This window comes from Bordetella sp. 2513F2 (genome assembly GCF_054642735.1).
In genome coordinates, this window is record NZ_CM137755.1 from 890,007 (window position 1) to 907,220 (window position 17,214).

The 17,214-nt window shown below is 70.9% G+C and carries 15 protein-coding genes; 7 read left to right on the top strand and 8 right to left on the bottom strand.

Going from position 1 to position 17,214, the window contains the following annotated elements; all coding sequences use genetic code 11:
• Positions 1 to 50 precede the first annotated feature (50 nt).
• Positions 51 to 950: a LysR family transcriptional regulator gene (locus ACYBYQ_RS04175; protein WP_459618705.1), complete on the bottom strand. Its 900-nt coding sequence runs from the start codon at positions 948 to 950 to the stop codon at positions 51 to 53.
• Positions 951 to 1,062: 112 nt separating this feature from the next.
• Here ACYBYQ_RS04175 and ggt point away from each other — a divergent pair, with 112 nt between their 5' ends.
• The 3 genes from ggt to ACYBYQ_RS04190 all read left to right on the top strand — a co-directional run bounded on the left by ggt (position 1,063) and on the right by ACYBYQ_RS04190 (position 5,650).
• Positions 1,063 to 2,802 carry a gamma-glutamyltransferase gene (ggt, locus tag ACYBYQ_RS04180; protein WP_459617122.1) on the top strand — a complete coding sequence of 580 codons (1,740 nt, stop codon included), beginning with the start codon at positions 1,063 to 1,065 and terminating at the stop codon, positions 2,800 to 2,802.
• Between the two features lie 209 nt (positions 2,803 to 3,011).
• Positions 3,012 to 3,830, top strand: coding sequence for an SDR family oxidoreductase (locus tag ACYBYQ_RS04185; RefSeq protein WP_459617124.1), 819 nt, complete (start codon positions 3,012 to 3,014; stop codon positions 3,828 to 3,830).
• Positions 3,830 to 5,650: a glycoside hydrolase family 15 protein gene (locus tag ACYBYQ_RS04190; RefSeq protein WP_459617125.1), complete on the top strand. Its 1,821-nt coding sequence runs from the start codon at positions 3,830 to 3,832 to the stop codon at positions 5,648 to 5,650. Before ACYBYQ_RS04185 ends, ACYBYQ_RS04190 begins: the two co-directional genes overlap by 1 nt.
• A gap of 36 nt (positions 5,651 to 5,686) precedes the next feature.
• Here ACYBYQ_RS04190 and purU read toward each other — a convergent pair whose 3' ends face one another.
• The 6 genes from purU to ACYBYQ_RS04220 all read right to left on the bottom strand — a co-directional run bounded on the left by purU (position 5,687) and on the right by ACYBYQ_RS04220 (position 10,696).
• On the bottom strand, positions 5,687 to 6,541 hold the full coding sequence (gene purU, locus ACYBYQ_RS04195; RefSeq protein WP_459617126.1) for a formyltetrahydrofolate deformylase: 855 nt from the start codon (positions 6,539 to 6,541) through the stop codon (positions 5,687 to 5,689).
• 10 nt (positions 6,542 to 6,551) lie between these two features.
• Positions 6,552 to 7,661 carry an L-2-hydroxyglutarate dehydrogenase LghO gene (gene lhgO / locus ACYBYQ_RS04200; protein ID WP_459617127.1) on the bottom strand — a complete coding sequence of 370 codons (1,110 nt, stop codon included), beginning with the start codon at positions 7,659 to 7,661 and terminating at the stop codon, positions 6,552 to 6,554.
• A gap of 4 nt (positions 7,662 to 7,665) precedes the next feature.
• Positions 7,666 to 8,181, bottom strand: a complete 516-nt coding sequence (locus tag ACYBYQ_RS04205; protein ID WP_459617128.1) for a flavin reductase family protein — start codon at positions 8,179 to 8,181, stop codon at positions 7,666 to 7,668.
• Between the two features lie 23 nt (positions 8,182 to 8,204).
• Complete coding sequence (pdxH, locus tag ACYBYQ_RS04210) at positions 8,205 to 8,837, bottom strand: pyridoxamine 5'-phosphate oxidase (RefSeq protein ID WP_459617129.1); 633 nt, start codon at positions 8,835 to 8,837, stop codon at positions 8,205 to 8,207.
• Between the two features lie 69 nt (positions 8,838 to 8,906).
• Positions 8,907 to 9,557: a gamma-glutamylcyclotransferase gene (locus ACYBYQ_RS04215; RefSeq protein ID WP_459617130.1), complete on the bottom strand. Its 651-nt coding sequence runs from the start codon at positions 9,555 to 9,557 to the stop codon at positions 8,907 to 8,909.
• Complete coding sequence (locus ACYBYQ_RS04220) at positions 9,554 to 10,696, bottom strand: MFS transporter (protein ID WP_459618706.1); 1,143 nt, start codon at positions 10,694 to 10,696, stop codon at positions 9,554 to 9,556. The genes ACYBYQ_RS04215 and ACYBYQ_RS04220 overlap by 4 nt, the downstream gene beginning before the upstream one ends.
• A 370-nt stretch (positions 10,697 to 11,066) precedes the next feature.
• Here ACYBYQ_RS04220 and ACYBYQ_RS04225 point away from each other — a divergent pair, with 370 nt between their 5' ends.
• The 4 genes from ACYBYQ_RS04225 to ACYBYQ_RS04240 are packed head-to-tail and all read left to right on the top strand — an operon-like array spanning position 11,067 to position 16,540.
• Positions 11,067 to 12,251 carry an efflux RND transporter periplasmic adaptor subunit gene (locus tag ACYBYQ_RS04225; protein ID WP_459617132.1) on the top strand — a complete coding sequence of 395 codons (1,185 nt, stop codon included), beginning with the start codon at positions 11,067 to 11,069 and terminating at the stop codon, positions 12,249 to 12,251.
• Position 12,252: 1 nt separating this feature from the next.
• Positions 12,253 to 14,226 (top strand): MacB family efflux pump subunit, encoded by a 1,974-nt coding sequence (locus tag ACYBYQ_RS04230; RefSeq protein ID WP_459617133.1) that lies wholly within the window; start codon positions 12,253 to 12,255, stop codon positions 14,224 to 14,226.
• Complete coding sequence (locus tag ACYBYQ_RS04235; protein WP_459617135.1) at positions 14,223 to 15,668, top strand: efflux transporter outer membrane subunit; 1,446 nt, start codon at positions 14,223 to 14,225, stop codon at positions 15,666 to 15,668. The genes ACYBYQ_RS04230 and ACYBYQ_RS04235 overlap by 4 nt, the downstream gene beginning before the upstream one ends.
• Positions 15,669 to 15,676: 8 nt before the next feature.
• Complete coding sequence (locus ACYBYQ_RS04240; RefSeq protein ID WP_459617136.1) at positions 15,677 to 16,540, top strand: tRNA threonylcarbamoyladenosine dehydratase; 864 nt, start codon at positions 15,677 to 15,679, stop codon at positions 16,538 to 16,540.
• 22 nt (positions 16,541 to 16,562) lie between these two features.
• Here the strand turns inward: ACYBYQ_RS04240 and ACYBYQ_RS04245 are convergent, their stop codons facing one another.
• Entirely contained in the window at positions 16,563 to 17,195 is a 633-nt protein-coding gene (locus ACYBYQ_RS04245) for an aminotransferase class IV family protein (protein ID WP_459617137.1), read from the bottom strand.
• Between the last annotated feature and the right edge of the window lie 19 nt (positions 17,196 to 17,214).

The following is a 17,214-nucleotide window of genomic DNA, read 5'->3' on the forward strand; positions in this document are numbered from 1 at the left end:
CGGCCTCCCGGACAGGGCGTCGTGCATTCCGGCGCGCCAGCGCCGCGCACTCAGTGCGCGCCGGCTCCGTCCTCGGTTTCCAGCCGCCGGCAGGCTTCGCGCAGGCGTTCGATCAGTTCCTGCTGCAGCGACGACATAGGATCCTGGCTGCGCATCATGGCGTTGATCGGCACGCGCAGGTCGGGGTCCAGCCTGCGCATGAACATGCCGGGCCGCAGCATGGCACGCGCGGTATAGGCGTCGACGATGGCCTCGCCGCAGCCGGCCTCGGCCAGGGCGCAGGCCACGTAGTGCGTCTGCACCTGCACCGCCACGTCGGGCGCCACGCCCTGCGCGTCCAGGGCCATCTGCAGCAGCGCCCCGGTGGGGTCGCGTGCGTCCAGCACGATGAGCGTCTCGCCTGCCAGGCTGGAGAGCGCAATGGGCGCGTCGCCGGGCCTGCGTCCCAGGTGCACCAGGCGCGCCTGGCCCAGCCCCATGCGGGTCAGTCCCGGATAGTCGCTGGTGTCGAAGGTGATTGCCAGGTCCAGCTCGCGCATCTGCAGGCCTTGCACCAGCTCGGCGCTGTGATAGGTGTGGATGTCGAAGGTGAGGCCGGGGCGGGCATCGCGGCTGGCGCGCACCACCGATGGCAGCAGACCCATGCCCAGCGCCGGTGCGCAGCCGACGCGCAGGTGGCCGTGTGGCCGCTCGCGCAGGCTGGCGGCCAGCTTGCGCACGCTGGCCAGGTCCCGGTTCAGGCGGGCCACCTCGGGCGTGAGGATCTCGGCCTCGCGCGTGGCCACCAGCCTGCCCTTGACGCGCTGGAACAGCTTGAAGCCCAGCTGGGCCTCGGCATGTGCCAGCAGCTTGCTGGCCGCCGGCTGGGAGATGTGCAGCGCCGCCGCGGCTTCCGTGAGCGAGCCGGTGCGGCGTATGGCTTCGAAGATCTCGATGTGGCGCAGGCGCATGGCGGTGTGGCAGGCAGAAAGCCCCGATTCTATGCCGCCGGCGGGCCGCGGAGGGGCCTGCGCGTGCCGCTGCCCTATCATTGCCTCCATCGACGCACGAAGAGGAGCACCCATGCGCGGCATTCTTCAGGCACTGCTCGCCGCCCTGGCGCTGGCCGGGCAGGCGGCCCTGGGCCAGCCGGCCGCCACGCCGCCCGATCCCGAGGCCGCCACCGGCTACCAGGACAAGGCGCTGGTGCACGCGGAACGGTACATGGCCGCCACCGCCAACCCCCTGGCCACCCGCGCAGCCTACGACATCCTGCGGCAGGGCGGCAGCGCGGTGGACGCCGCCATCGCTGCCCAGCTCGTGCTGGGCCTGGTGGAGCCGCAGTCCTCCGGGCTCGGCGGGGGCGCCTTCATGCTGCATTACCGGGCCGCCACGGGCGACCTGCAGGTCTACGACAGCCGGGAGACCGCGCCGGCGGCAGCCCGGCCCGACCGCTTCCTGCGCGACGGCAAGCCCATTGCGTTCCGGGAAGCGGTGGACAATGGCCGGGCCGTGGCCACGCCCGGGCTGCTGCGCGGCCTGGAGCTCGCCCACGCCCAGCAGGGCCGGCTGCCCTGGAAGACGCTGTTCGCGCCGGCCATCGCCCTGGCAGAGCAGGGCTTCGAGGTATCGCCGCGGCTGCATGCGCTGCTGGCCGACACGCCTGCGCTGCGCGAGCAGCCTGCCGCGGCGGCATACTTCTACGCGCCCGACGGCCAGCCCTGGCCGGTGGGCCACCGGCTGCGGAACCCCGCCCTGGCGCAGGTGCTGCGCCGCGTTGCCGAGGAAGGCGCGGATGCCTTCTACCGGGGCGCCATCGCCCGGGACATCGTGGCCGCCGTGCACGCCCATCCCAAGCCGGGCGACCTCACGCTGGATGACCTGGGCGGATACCGCGCGCGGCTGCGCGAGCCGGTCTGCGGGCGCTATCGCAGCTACCTGCTGTGCGGCCCGCCGCCGCCCAGCAGCGGACCGCTGGCCGTGCTGCAGATGCTGGGCGCGCTGGAGCAGCACCCCATGGATCGGCTGCGTCCGGATTCGGCCGAGGCGGTGCACTACCTGGCCGAGGCCGGTCGGCTGGCCTATGCCGACCGCGGCTTCTACGTCGGCGATCCGGAATACGTCGCCGTGCCGGTGCGCGCCATGCTGGACCCGCGCTATCTGCACGCCCGCGGCGCGCTCATCCGTCCGGACCGCAGCATGGGCACGGCGCTGCCGGGAGACCCGGCAGGCCTGCTGCAGGCGCGGGCCCTCGACGACGCGTTCGAGGTGCCGTCCACCTCGCACCTGTCCGTGGTGGACGCGCGGGGCAACGTGGTGTCCATGACCTCGACCATCGAATCCGCGTTCGGCAGCAAGATCTTCGTGCGCGGCTTCCTGCTCAACAACGAGATGACGGATTTCTCGTCCTCGTACCGCGACCCCGAGGGGCGCCTGGTGGCCAACCGCATCGAGGGCGGCAAGCGCCCGCGCAGCTCGATGGCGCCCATGATCGTGTTCCGCGGCGGCAAGCCCTACGTGGTGGTGGGTTCGCCCGGCGGCAGCGCCATCATCAACTATGTGGCCAAGACGCTGGTGGGCGTGCTGGACTGGGGGCTGGACATCCAGCAGGTCATCAGCCTGCCGAACTTCGGCAGCCGCAACGGGCCCACCGAGATCGAGCGCGGCACCGCGCTGGAACAGCAGGCCGGGGCCCTGCGCGCCATGGGCCACGAGGTGCGGGCCGTGGATCTGGCCAGCGGCCTGCAGGGCATCGTGATCGAGCCGGGCCGCCTGTCGGGCGGCGCGGACCCGCGGCGCGAAGGGGTGGTGATGGGGGATTAGGCCGGCTGCCGTGCCGGGTCTGCGCCTGCATTGGGCCGATCAGGAGCCCCTTGCAACGCTTTCCTCGCAAAGTGTGGGAAACGATGACAGGCCGCTTCGGCGCACCGGACGGCGCTTGTCGGAAGGGGGCGGGAACCGATAAGCTGGACGCGGAGATGGAAACGCCGTCACGCCGGGCGGCACGCCGCGCCGGCGCCAAGGAGATTCGCATGCCGCAGAACACGGAGTTGCAGGATCGCGTGGCCATCGTCACGGGCGCCTCGTCCGGCATAGGCCGCGCCACCGCCATCGCGCTGGCTGCCGCGGGCGCGCGCGTGGTGGTCAACCACAGTTCGCCCGGTTCCTCGGCCGATCGCGCGGCCGAGGTGGTGGACGAGATCGGGCGCGCGGGCGGCCAGGCCTGCGCGGTGCAGGCCGACGTCAGCAAGGAGGCGGAGGTAGAGCGCCTGTTCCAGGCCGCCCGGGAGCGCTATGGCCCGCTCGACATCCTGGTCAACAATGCGGGCATCGAAAAGCCCGCCGCGATCCAGGACATGACGCTGGAACAATGGCAGCGCGTGATCGACGTGAACCTCACCGGTCACTTCCTATGCGCGCGCGCCGCGGTGCGCGCCTTCCTGGCGCGCTGGCCGCAGCCGCCGGAGCACGGGGCGGCGGGCAAGATCATCTTCATGAGCTCGGTGCACGAGGTGATCCCCTGGGCTTTCCAGGCCAACTATGCCGCTTCCAAGGGCGGCATCTCGCTGCTGATGCGTTCCCTGGCCCAGGAACTGGGGCCCTACCGGATCCGTGTCAACAGCGTGGCGCCGGGCGCCATCCGTACGCCCATCAACCGCGAGGCCTGGGAAACCGAAGAGGCCATGCAGGCGCTCCTCAAGCTCATTCCGTACGGCCGCATCGGCGAGCCGGACGACATCGGCCGCGCCGTGGCCTGGCTGGCGTCGGATGCCTCCGACTACGTCACCGGCACCACGCTGTTCGTCGACGGGGGCATGACGCTCTACCCCGAGTTCCGGGGCGCAGGTTGATGTCCCGGCCGCTCGAGGACTACGGCCTGATCGGCAACATGCTGTCGGCTGCGCTGGTGGGGCGCGATGGCTCGATCGACTGGCTGTGCCTGCCTCATTTCGATTCGCCGGCCTGCTTCGCCGCCCTGCTGGGCGATGCCAGCCACGGCCGCTGGCTGCTCGCTCCTGCTGCGCCCGACGCATCCGCCCAGCGGCGCTACATCACCGACACCGCGGTGCTGGAAACGCTGTACGAGACGCCCTCGGGCCGGGTGCGCGTCTGCGACTTCATGCCGCTGAGCGACGACGAAGGACGCGTGGACGTGGTGCGCATCGTCTGCGGGCTCGACGGCCGGGTCGAGATGAACATGGAGCTGGTGCTGCGCTTCGACTATGGCCGCACCGTGCCCTGGGTGCGGCGGCGCGACTACGGGCTGAGCGCCATCTCCGGCCCGGATGCGGTGGAGCTCCATACCGCCGTGCCGCTGCATGGGCACGACATGACCAGCACGGCACGCTTCACGGTGCGGGCCGGCGAGACGGTGCCGTTCACGCTGTCGTATCACCGCTCGCACCGTACGCCGCATTTCGTGCCGGACCGCATGGAGAGCCTGGACCGCACGGTGTCGTGGTGGCAGCAGTGGGCCAGGCGTTGCAGCTGGGACGGCCCGCACGATGCGCGCCGCGACGCCGTCGTGCGCTCCCTGATCACGCTCAAGCTGCTCACTTTCGCGCCCACCGGGGGCATCGTGGCGGCGCCCACCACCTCGCTGCCGGAAACGCTGGGCGGCAGCCGCAACTGGGACTACCGCTATTGCTGGCTGCGCGATTCGGCGCTCACGCTGTACGCCCTGCTCAACGCGGGTTACCGGGAGGAGGCCGAGGCGTGGCGCCAGTGGCTGTTGCGCGCGGTGGCGGGCCACCCGAACCAGCTGCACATCATGTACGGCATCGCGGGCGAGCGCTGGCTGCCCGAACTCGAGGTCGACTGGCTGCCGGGCTACGAGGGCAGCCGGCCGGTGCGGGTGGGCAATGGCGCAAGCGGGCAGATGCAGCTGGACGTCTACGGCGAGGTGGTCGAGACCCTGCATGCGGCCCGCGCCGCGGACCTGGCGCCGCTGGCCGAGGCCTGGCGCCTGCAGAACGTGCTGCTCAAGCCTCTCGAGACGCTCTGGCGCGAACAGGACCACGGGCTCTGGGAAGTACGCGGGCCCAAGCGCTCCTTCACGCACTCGCGCCTGATGTGCTGGGTGGCGTTCGACCGCGCCATCAAGTCGTGCGAGCGGTTCGGGCTGGAAGGGCCGGTGGAGCGCTGGTCGCGCGTGCGCGACGAGATCCGCGACGACATCTGCACGCATGGCTACGATGCCGCGCGCAATACCTTCGTGCAGTACTACGGCGGCCAGGCCCTGGATGCCAGCCTGCTGCTGATCCCCCAGGTGGGGTTCCTGCCGCCCGACGACCCGCGGGTGCAGGGCACGGTGAGGGCCGTCGAGCGCCACCTGCTGCGCGACGGCCTGCTGCTGCGCTACGACACCGGAGACACCGACGACGGCCTGCAGGGCGAGGAGGGCGCGTTCCTCGCCTGCAGCTTCTGGCTGGTGGACACCTACGCGCTGATGGGCCGCATCGACGATGCCGAGCGCCTGTTCGAGCACCTGCTGTCGCTGCGCAACGACCTGGGCCTGCTGGCAGAGGAATACGACGTGCGGCTGGGAAGGCAGGTGGGCAATTATCCGCAGGGCTTCTCGCACATCGGGCTGGTGAATTCGGCCTACAACCTCGCCCGGGTCAATGGCCCGGCGCGGCAGCGTTCCACCAACCAGGCGCCGCACGAATGATCGCGCGGCCCGGGCATATGCGAGCGGCCATCATGTCTAGCGGAACACCACCGTCTTGGAGCCGTTGAGCAGTATGCGGTGCTCGACGTGGCTGCGCACGGCGCGCGACAGCACCAGTGACTCGACGTCGCTGCCGACCTGGGTGAGGTCCTGGGCGCTCATGGTGTGGTCCACGCGTTCGATGTCCTGCTCGATGATGGGGCCTTCGTCCAGGTCGGAGGTGACGTAGTGGGCCGTGGCGCCGATGATCTTGACTCCGCGCGCGTGGGCCTGATGGTAGGGCCGCGCACCCTTGAAGCTGGGCAGGAAACTGTGGTGGATGTTGATCGCCCGCCCGGCCAGCGCCTCGCACAGCGAGGGCGACAGGATCTGCATGTAGCGCGCCAGCACCACGAGGTCGATGCGCTCGCGCTCGACCAGGTCCAGGATGCGCCGTTCCTGCCCGGCGCGCGTGTCCGGCGTGACCGGCAGGTGGTGGAAGGGCACGCCATAGGACGCCGCCAGCCCGGCGAAGTCGGGGTGGTTCGACACCACGGCGGCCACCTCGGCATGCAGCTGGCCGCTGCTCACCCGGAACAGCAGGTCGTTCAGGCAATGGCCCTGCCGGCTCACCATGATCAGCAGGCGCTGCTTGCTGCGCGCGTCGTGGATCTGCCATTGCATGGCATAGCCGTCGGCCAGCTCCGCGAAGCGCGCGCGCAGGTCCTGGGCCGCAACCGATTCCGGCAGGTCGAAGTGCACGCGCAGGAAGAAGCGGCCGGTTTCCTCGTCGCCGAACTGCTGCGAGTCGAGGATGTTGCAGCCCAGCTCGAACAGCAGGCCGCTGACGCGATACACGATGCCGGTGCGGTCCGGGCAGGACAGGGTGAGGATGTAGTCGTTGTGCTGCATGGTGGGGGTGTCAGGGGTTCAGCCGCGCCAGGGTTTCCTCGGCGATGGCTAGGCTGGCGGTCAGGCCGGGCGATTCGATGCCGTAGAGATTGACCAGGCCGGGCACGCCGTGCGCGGCCGGGCCGGAGATCATGAAGTCGGCGGCAGGCTCGCCGGGGCCGGAGATCTTGGGCCGGATGCCGGTGTAGCCGGGCGCCAGCGCGCCGTCGGGCAGCCCGGGCCAGTAGCGGCGCACGGCGTCGTAGAACACATCGGCGCGGCGCGGGTCCAGCGTGTAGTCTTCGGTGTCGATCCACTCGGTGTCGGGCCCGAACTTGGCCTGGTTGCCCAGGTCCAGCGTCAGGTGCACGCCCAGGCCGGCATGGCCGGGAACCGGATAGATCAGGCGCGAGAACGGCGCACGGCCCGACAGCGTGAAGTAGCTTCCCTTGCACAGGTATTCGGGCGGAATGCTGTCGGGGGGGATGCCCTCGATGCGGCGGGCCAGCGTGGGCGCGTGCAGGCCCGAGGCATTGATCAGCACGTTGCAGCTCAGCGCCATGGCCTCGTCGCCGCCGAACTGCAGCGTGAAGCCGCCCTCCGGGCGTACGGAGCCGTTCAGCGCCGGCGTGTGGAACACGCACTGCGCGCCGGCGTTCTCGGCGTCTCCTTGGTAGGCCAGCATCAGCGCGTGGCTGTCGACGATGCCGGTGGAGGGGGAGACCAGCGCGGCGGTACAGCGCAACGCCGGCTCCAGCCGCGCCGCCTCGGCGCCGTCGATCATGCGCATGTCGTCCACGCCGTTCGCCTGCGCCCGTTGCGCGATGCCCTCGAGCTGGGCGGCCTCGGCCTCGGAGGTGGCCACGATCAGCTTGCCCAGCCGCTTGTGCGGGATGCCGCGCTGCGCGCAGTACTCGTACAGCAGGTGCTTGCCGCGCACGCACAGCCTGGCCTTGAGGCTGCCTGCCGGGTAATAGATGCCGGCGTGGATCACTTCGGAATTGCGCGAGCTGGTGCCCGTGCCTATGCCTTCGGAGGCCTCGGCCACCAGGACTTCGCGGCCCCCCGCGGCCAGCGCACGCGCGATGGCCAGGCCGACGACGCCGGCGCCGATAATGATGCAATCGATGTCAGTGCTCATGATGTCAGCGATGTCGTTGTCCGGCGGGCGTGAGGTCGAAGCCGCCGGCATGGAAGACGAGCGGGTCGGCCCCGCTGTGTCCGCAGCGCTCGACCTGGCCCACCATGATGAGGTGGTCGCCCTCGGCGTAGCGGCTGCGGTTGTGGCATTCGAACCAGGCCGCGCACGGGCCCTCGAGCATGGGCGTGCCGCCCGGCGCGCGCGCCAGCGACAGCCCCAGGAAGCGCTCGGGCGTCTTGCCGGTGGCGAAGCGGCGGGCCAGCGCGATCTGCTCGGCCGAGAGCACGTTGACGACGTAGCGCCGGCATTGCTCGAACGCGGCCAGCGACGAGGAAGACTGCGACAGGCTCCACAGGACCAGCGGCGGATCCAGCGAGACCGAATTGAAGGAGCTGACCGTCAGGCCCACGGGGCTGCCGTCGGGCGCCTCGGCGGTGACCACCGTGACGCCGGTGGCGAAGCGGCCCAGCGCCGTGCGGAAATAGGAGGCGTCGAAGTCAGGCGGGGAAGCGAGCGACATCAGGAATGCAGCGGGAGGAGGCCCTAGGGCGAAAGACGGTCGATCTGCCATCCGGCGTCGCCGTCGGGGCGATAGCGCAGCCGGTCGTGCAGGCGCGAGGGGCGCCCCTGCCAGAACTCGAAGGAGGAAGGGACCACCCGGTAGCCGCCCCAGAACGGCGGGCGCGGCGGCTGGTCGCCATATTGCTCGCGGAAGGTGCGCTGGCGCGCCTCCAGCTCCTCGCGGCTGACCGGCTGGCTCTGGCGCGAAGCCCAGGCGCCGATGCGCGATCCCGCCGGACGGCTGTGGAAGTACTGGTCGGATTCTTCGGGCGAGACCAGTTCGACGCGGCCCTCGATGCGCACCTGGCGCTCGAGGGGCTGCCAGAAGAACAGCAGGGCTGCCCGCGGGTTGGCCGCCAGGGCCAGGCCCTTGCGCGAGCCATAGTTGGTGAAGAACGTGAAGCCGCGCTCGTCGAAGCCCTTGACCAGCACGATGCGCGCCGAAGGCTGGCCATCGGCGTCCACGGTGGCGAGGGTCATGGCGTTGGGCTCGGGCACCGAGGCGGCCAGCGCCTCGTCGAACCAGCGCTGGAACTGGAGGAACGGCGAGGACGCGGCCTGCTCTTCGAGCAGGACGCCTTTTTCGTAGCTTTGGCGCAGGTCGGATACGGACATGGGGGCGGGCTTCGAGGGAACAGCCCCGAGTTTACCGCCATCGCCGTCCTGGCCCGCTGAGCAGAGGCCCTAGGCGGCCGGCAATCCTTCCAGCCGCCGGGCGATGGCCTCGAGGCGGGCGTCGCGGATGCCGGCGGCGCGCAGCGCCCTGGCGGTTTCCATGACGTAGTCGGTGCAGGGCCCATAGCGGCCGGAGGCGCGCTGCACGATGGCCACCAGGTCGCTCTCGGGCAGGGCGCTGATGTAGCCGGGGTTGTTGCGGTTCATCACGAAGACCAGCGCCGTGACGCGGCCGTCGTGGGTCTCGCAGTTGAGCCAGCGCGGCAGGTAGGCTCCCGTGGACATCTCGCGCTCCCAGAGCGCGGGAAAGTAGTCGGGCACCCGCGAACCGGCCAGCCGGTAGGCGACGCCCCGGCAGGACCCGCCCCGGTCCAGGCCGAACACCAGCCCGGGGCATTCGGGCGTACCGCGGTTGACCCGCGACCACAGGCATAGCGCGCGGTGGTGGCCGCGCAGGGTGGCCAGGCGGCGCTCCTCGAAGGGAAAGTCGGGCCGCCAGATGAGCGAGCCGTAGCCGTAGATCCAGACGTCCTCGCCGGGCGTCCAGTGCTTCAGCGCGGCTTCCAGCGAAGCCTGGCGTTCGGCCGGCGTCCACAGGCGGAACGGCAGGGCGGCCGGGTTGAGCAGGTCGGAAGAAGGAGGATGGGCGGGGGTAGTCACGACGAAGGCGGAGGATCGTGGGTATCTTGCGGAGGCCGGCGGTTGAACCAGCCGCCGACCGCGACGGCCAGGGCGTAGGCCCAGAACAGCGGGGCGACGCCAATTACCGCACCGAGCGCGCCGAACGTCAACGGCAGCGTCACCTGCGAGCTGTTGATCAGCGCCATGCGCAGCCCCACCGCCTCGGCAGCCCGGCCGGGCGGGGAGAACTGGTGCAGCAGCGACAGCATGCTGGGCTGGCAGCTGCCGAGCGCCAGGCCCAGGACGAAAGAGAGCGTGATCAGGGCAGCTACGTCGTCGAACAGCGGGTAGAGCAGGAAATCGACCGCGGTGGTCAGCATGGTGACGCGCACCAGCGTCCAGGGCAGCACCCGATTCTGGATATAAGGCAGAAGCAGGCGGATGACGAAAGTTGCCGCCGAGAACGCAGCCAGGATGACGCCGATGGTGGTGGCCGACAGGCCGATGGCCACGCCGTAGATGGGCACCACGAAAAGGTGGGTGTCCCAGGCGCCCGAGACGATGGTGTTGACCAGCAGCACCCGGCGCAGCGCCGGCACGGCCAGCAGTTCGGCGATCCGCGGCCGGACCCCGTCGTTGCGCCGCGCGCCCGCCAGGCTTGCGTCGAACTGGCGCAGCGGCGTACGCAGCAGATACAGCCCGAGGGCCGCGGTCAGCGGGCCCAGTGCCAGTATGCCGAAGGCCAGGCGGGTGCCGAGGTGGTCGATGGCCAGCCCGGCGGCCAGCGGGCCGGAGAAGCCCGAGGCCGCCAGCGTGAGCGAGAGCCACGAGAAATTGCGCAGCCGCAGCCGGGCTTCCGCGTGCCCCAGCAGGTCCTGGGTTGCCACCTGGTGCAGCATGAAGCCGATGCCGATGGCGCAGGATGCCAGGAGCAGCGCCGCCTGCGTCTGGAACAGGAAAGGCAGCAGCGTGCCGATCGAGACCAGCCCGGTGCCGATCGTCAGGGGCCGGTACACGCCCACCTTGTCCACCCAGCGCCCGGCGTGGATGGAAGCCAGCATCGGCAGCACCGCGAACACCGCCACCAGGGTGCCGACCTGCAGGGTCGACAGGCCCAGCTTCAGGGCGGTGAGCGAGACGGTGATGCGTCCCCCGGTGAGGGCCACGTGGTTCAGCATGGCCAGCACGCACAGCCAGCCCGTCCCTGAAAATTCAGGGCCGTGGGCGGTACGGGAGGGGAGTGGTCGGGGCGAGTCGGGCACGGCGCGGGCTTTCTGCACGCATTCTGTGGCCATCGTCTGTCATTGTCGATGTTGCAGTGCCGCATCCCGGAGCCGGCGCCAGGGCGGAGATGGCGGCATGTTCACCGGCAAGTGCAGGCACGATTGGCGCGGAATCGGCGCAGATCGCCGCAACTGCAGCGCGCGGAACCGGCGGGCGGGGACTGCAGAATGTCTCGTCCGCGCAACGCACGGGGCGTCCGCGGCGCAGCAGCGTCCTTCACCGGCCCCACGTAGAATGCGACGGTACCGCATTCTCTCCGTCCCCATGAAACCCAAGACCAAGCGCTCGCTGCTGATTGTCATCCTGCTGCTGCTGGCAGCCGTTGCCGCCAGATGGGCGTTCTTTTCTCCGCCGCCCGCGCCTGCCTACGCCACGGCCGAGGTGCGCCGCGCCGACCTGGAAGACAGCGTGCTGGCCAGCGGGACGCTCGAAGCGGTGCGCCAGGTGAGCGTGGGCGCGCAGGCCACCGGGCAGTTGAAATCCCTGAAGGTGCAGTTGGGCGACCAGGTGAAACATGGCCAGCTGGTCGCCGAGATCGACGACCTGACCCAGCAGAACGACCTGCGCACTGCCCAGGCCACCCTGGAAGCCCGCCGGGCCGACCTGCGCGCCAGGCAGGCCAGCCTGCGGCAGGCCGAGCTGGCATTCCGCCGCCAGCGCGAGATGCTGGCGGCCGACGCCAGCTCGCGCGAGGACTACGAGGCCGCCGAGGCCACGCTGAACGTCACGCGCGCCGAGATCGCCTCGCTGCAGGCCCAGATCGTGCAGGCCGGGGTGGAGGTGGACACCGCCAAGGTGAACCTGGGCTACACGCGCATCGTCTCGCCCATCGACGGCACCGTGGTGGCGGTGGTGACCAAGGAGGGCCAGACCATCAATGCGTTCCAGACGGCGCCGACCGTCATCAAGGTGGCGCAGGTGGACACCATGACGGTGAAGGCGCAGATCTCGGAGGCCGACGTCACGCGCGTGCGGCCGGGCCAGAAGGCGTACTTCACCATCCTGGGCGAGCCGGACGCGCGCCACTACGGCACGCTGCGGGCCATCGAGCCGGCGCCCGATTCCATCCAGCAGGACGATTCGAACAGCCTGTTCAACAACACCTCGTCGTCCAGCAGCACGTCGTCGGCCGTCTACTACAACGGCCTGTTCGACGTGCCGAATCCCGACGGCAAGCTGCGCATCTCGATGACGGCGCAGGTCTTCATCGTGCTGGGCGAGGCCAGGGGCGCGCTGGCGGTGCCCGCCGCGGCGCTGGGCCCGGCGGGCAAGGACGGCATGCGCACCGTGCGCGTGGTGGGCGCGGACGGCAAGGCCGTGGAGCGCCAGGTCAAGGTCGGCCTGAACAACAACGTCGACGCGCAGATCCTGGAAGGCCTGGAGGAGGGCGAGAAAGTCGTGATCGGCGAGACGGCCCCGGCGCCTTCGGCCGGCGCGGCCGGAGGCTGAAGTGGGCGAGGCGCTGATCCGGCTGGAGGGCGTGCGGCGCGAGTTCGTGTCCGGCGAGCAGACCATCGCGGTGCTCAAGGACGTGAACCTGGAGATCGCCGCGGGCGAGATGGTGGCCATCGTGGGCGCGTCGGGCTCGGGCAAGTCGACCCTGATGAACATCCTGGGCTGCCTGGATCGCCCTTCTCGCGGCACGTACCGCATCGGCGGACGCGCCACGGGCGAATTGTCTCCCGACGAACTGGCCGAGCTGCGGCGCGAGCATTTCGGCTTCATCTTCCAGCGCTATCACCTGATGGCCGACCTGACCGCGCGCGGCAACGTCGAGATGCCGGCGGTGTACGCGGGCCGGGCCAGCGGGCAGCGGCGCGAGCGCGCGCAGGCGCTGCTGCGGCGGCTGGGCCTGGGCGAGCGCATGGAACACCGCCCCAGCCAGCTGTCCGGCGGACAGCAGCAGCGCGTCAGCATCGCCCGCGCGCTGATGAATGGCGGCCAGGTGATCCTGGCCGACGAGCCCACCGGCGCGCTGGACACGCACACCGGGCAGGAGGTGCTGCGCATCCTGGAAGAATTGAACGCCGCCGGCCACACCATCGTCATCGTCACCCACGACATGGAAGTGGCGCGCCATGCGCGCCGCATCATCGAGATCCGCGACGGCGAGATCGTGGCCGACCGGCCCAATGCGGACTCTACGTCGGCGCCATCTGCGCCGCCCGCGCCGGCGGCCGACGAGCCGGCGCCGGCCGGCAGCCGGCCGAGGTGGCAGGGCGCCCTGGAGCGCACCGGCGAGGCGCTGCGCATGGCGCTGGTTGCCATGAATGCGCACCGCCTGCGCACGGCGCTGACCATGCTGGGCATCGTGATCGGCATCGCGGCCGTGGTGTCGGTGGTGGCGCTGGGGGAGGGCTCGCGGCGGAAGATACTGAGCGACATCAGCCAGATGGGCACCAATACGGTGGACATCTTCCCGGGCGAGAATTTCGGCGACGAGGAGGCCACGCGCATCCGCACGCTGGTGCCTTCCGACGCCGACGCCCTGGCGCGCCAGCATTTCGCCGACAGCGTCACGCCGCAGGTGTCGACCAGCGTGTCGCTGCGCTATCGCAATGTGTCGGTCAACGGCACCGTGCAGGGCGTGGGCGAGCAGTTCTTCCGCGTGCGCGGCCTGCGGCTGGCGCAGGGGCAGTTCTTCGACGCCACCGCCGTGACGCGCCGCAGCCAGGACGTGGTGATCGACGAGAACACCCGCAACCGGCTGTTCGGCGCCCATGCCGACCCCATCGGCCAGGTGATCCTGCTGGGCAGCGTGCCCAGCCGCGTGGTGGGCGTGACGTTCAAGCAGGATGCGCTGTTCGGCGCGGCCGAGACGCTGAACGTCTACATTCCCTACACCACGGCACTGAGCCGCGTGCTGGGCCAGCAGCACCTGCGCAGCATCACCGTGCGGGTGGCCGACGACACGCCGATCGAGACGGCCGAGCAGGCCATCGTCAGGCTGCTCACGCAGCGCCACGGCACCAGGGATTTCTTCGTCTTCAACACCGACTCGGTGCGCCAGACCATCGAGCGCACCACCGCCACCATGACGCTGCTGGTTTCCATGATCGCGCTGATCTCGCTGGTGGTGGGCGGCATCGGCGTGATGAACATCATGCTGGTGTCGGTCACCGAGCGCACCCGCGAGATCGGCGTGCGCATGGCGGTGGGCGCGCGCCGCGCCGACATCATGCAGCAGTTCCTGATCGAGGCGGTGCTGGTCTGCCTGATCGGCGGCGTGGCCGGCATCGCGCTGTCGCTGGGGCTGGGCGTGCTGGTATCCAGGGCCACCGGCGGCTCGTTCGAGATGGTGTATTCGGCGGGCTCCATGGTGGCCGCCTTCGTATGCTCCACGCTCATCGGGGTGGCCTTCGGCTACCTGCCTGCGCGCAACGCGGCGCGCCTGGACCCCATCGAATCCCTGGCCCGAGAATGAAGCTGCCCGTACCGATTCTTCGACCCGTGATCCTGGCGCTGGCAATGGCCCTGCCGCTGGGCGGCTGCGGCCTGCTGGACAGCCGCTACGAGCGGCCGGCCGTTCAGGTGCCGCCGCAATGGACCCAGGGCCTGCCGGACGACGCGGCCCAGCCCTCGGGCCCCTGGTGGCAGGCCTTCGGCGATCCCGAGCTGAACCGGCTGGTCGGGCAGGCCCTGGCGCGCAACAACGACCTGGCCGCCGCCGGCGTGCGGGTGCGCCGCGCCCAGCTGGCCGCCGGCCTGGCGCGCAGCGATCTCTTCCCGCTGTTCGGCGGCACGGTGGACGTGAGCCGCTCGCGCAATCTGTACGGCGACAGGCAGATCCTGCGCAGCAACCAGGCGCAATTGACGGTGAGCTACGAACTGGACCTGTGGGGCCGCCTGTCGCGCGCCCGCGACGCCGCGCAGTGGGAGGCCGACGCCACCGAACAGGACCGCCAGAGCGCCGCGCTCAGCCTGACCGGCACCACGGCGCAGCTGTACTGGCAGATCGGCTTCATCAACCAGCGCCTGGCCGCCAGCACGGAAAGCATCGCCTATGCGCGGCGCACGCTGGAGCTGGTGCGCGCGCAGTACGCGGCCGGCGGCGCGTCGGCGCTGGAGGTGGCCGAGGCCGAGCAGAACCTGTCCAACCAGCAGGCGGCGCACACCGACCTGCTGCAGCAGCGCGTGGAATACCGCAACGCGCTGGCCATCCTGTTCGACGGCCCGCCGGACCGCATCGTGGCCGATCCCCAGGCCCTGCCGCGGGCCGAGCCGCCGCCCGTGCGCGCCGGCCTGCCGGCCGACCTCCTGGGCCGTCGCCCCGACCTGCGCGCGGCCGAACTGCGCCTGCGCAGCGCGCTGGCCCACGTCGACGCCACGCGCCTGAGCTATTACCCGCCCATCACGCTGACCGGCGCATTGGGCACCGCCAGCACCGCGCTGGGCAACCTGCTGCAGGATCCGGTGGGCACCCTGGGTGCGGGGCTCAGCCTGCCGTTCCTGCAGCTGAATTCGATGCAGCTGAACATCGACATCTCGCGCGCCGACTTCGAGGAGCGCGTCGTGACGTTCCGCCAGGCGTTGTACCAGGCCATGGCCGACGTGGAGAACGCGCTGTCGGCCCGCACGCAGCTGACCGACCGCGCCCGCCTGCTGGCGCAGTCGCTGGAATCGGCGCGCCGCGCCGAGCGACTGTACGAAGTGCGCTACCGCGCGGGCGCCGTCTCCCTGCGCTTCTGGCTGGATGCGCAGGAGCAGCGCCGCAACACCGAGATCGCGGTGGCCGAGAACAGGCTGAATCGGCTGGTGAACCAGGCGTCGCTGTACCTGGCGCTGGGCGGCGGCGATGCGCCGACCGTGCCTGCGTTGCCGGAGGAGCAGGCCCGCCAGGCGCCGCCGCGGAACGTGGGAAAATAGCGCCCATCATGACGATCGCCCAGCCCGACCTGACGCCGACCTGCGACATCGACGCCGAGCGCCGCTTCGGCGGCCTTGCCCGCCTGTACGGGCCTGCCGCGCCCGCCCGCATGTATGGCGCGCACGTGGCGGTGGTAGGATTGGGCGGCGTGGGCTCGTGGACGGCGGAGGCGCTGGCGCGCTGCGGCGTGGGCGCGCTCACGCTCATCGACATGGACCATATCGCCGAGTCCAACGTCAACCGCCAGATCCACGCGCTGACTCCCACGCTGGGCCAGGCCAAGGTGGAGGCGATGGCGGCGCGCATCCGCGACATCAACCCGGAATGCGTGGTGACGCGGGTGGACGAGTTCGTCGATCCGGGCAACGTGGGCCGATTGCTGGCCGGCCATTATGCCGCCATCGTCGACTGCACGGACCAGGCGGCGGCCAAGATCGCCATGATCCTGCATGCGCGCGACCGCAAGCTGCCGGTGCTGCTGTGCGGCGGGGCGGGCGGCAAGACCGACCCGCTGTCGCTGCGTGCGGGCGACCTGTCGGAGGCTGCCCACGACGCCCTGCTGTCCAAGCTGCGCAACACCTTGCGGCGCGAGCACGGCTATCCGCGCGCATCCGACGCCCACGGCCGCGCGCTGAAGCGCGTGCCGCGCATGGGGGTGCGGGCACTGTGGTTCGACCAGCCCGCCATCCTGCCCAGGGCCTGGACGCAGTCCGCCGAGGCGGACGATGACGTGGGCGCGGCTGCCGCCGCGCCGGCCCCACAGGGGCTGTCCTGCGCCGGTTACGGGTCGGTGGTGACGGTGACCGCGGCCATGGGCCTGGCCGCGGCCAACGAGGCATTGCGGCTGGCGCTGTCGGATACGCCGCGCTAGCCGCGCTAGGGGCGCGGCGGCCTCAATCGCCGCGCAGCGCGACGTCGAACCAGCCGCGCAGCGCGTTCGACAGGCGCAGGCCCTGGGCATTGCGCAGCGCTTCCACCCGCAGCACGCGTTCGCGCACCTTGCCGCCGGCCAGCAGTTCGGCGCGCTGCACGCCGGGCAGGCAGCCGCTGGCAAGCGGAGGGGTATACCACTGGCCGTCGAGCAGCAGGTAGAGGTTGCTGCGGCTGCCCTCGCACAGCTCGCCGTCGGTATTCATGTAGACCATGTCGAACACCTGGGGGTGCGCGGGCAGCCACTCGGCGGCGCGCGCGTACCAGGGCCGATGGGTGGTCTTGTAGCGCAGCAGGGGCTCGTTGGCGTCGAGCAGGTCGGGCGAAAGCAGGATCTCCTGGCCGGGCGGCAGCGGCGCCAGCGGCAGGGCCTCCAGGTTGCAATGTCCGGCCATGTCGAGCAGCAGGCGCAGGCGGTGCGGGCCGGGAGCCTGGATGCCTGCGATGCAGGCCCGGACCTCGCGCTCGACGGCACCCGGATCGCAGCGATAGCCCAGCGCCTGGGCGGACCGCCCCAGGCGGTCGAGATGCCGCGCCAGCAGGGGGGCCTGGCGGTCGGCGGTGACCAGCATGGTTTCGATGAGATGGGGCTGCACGGCGTTCTCCGGGCCGGCG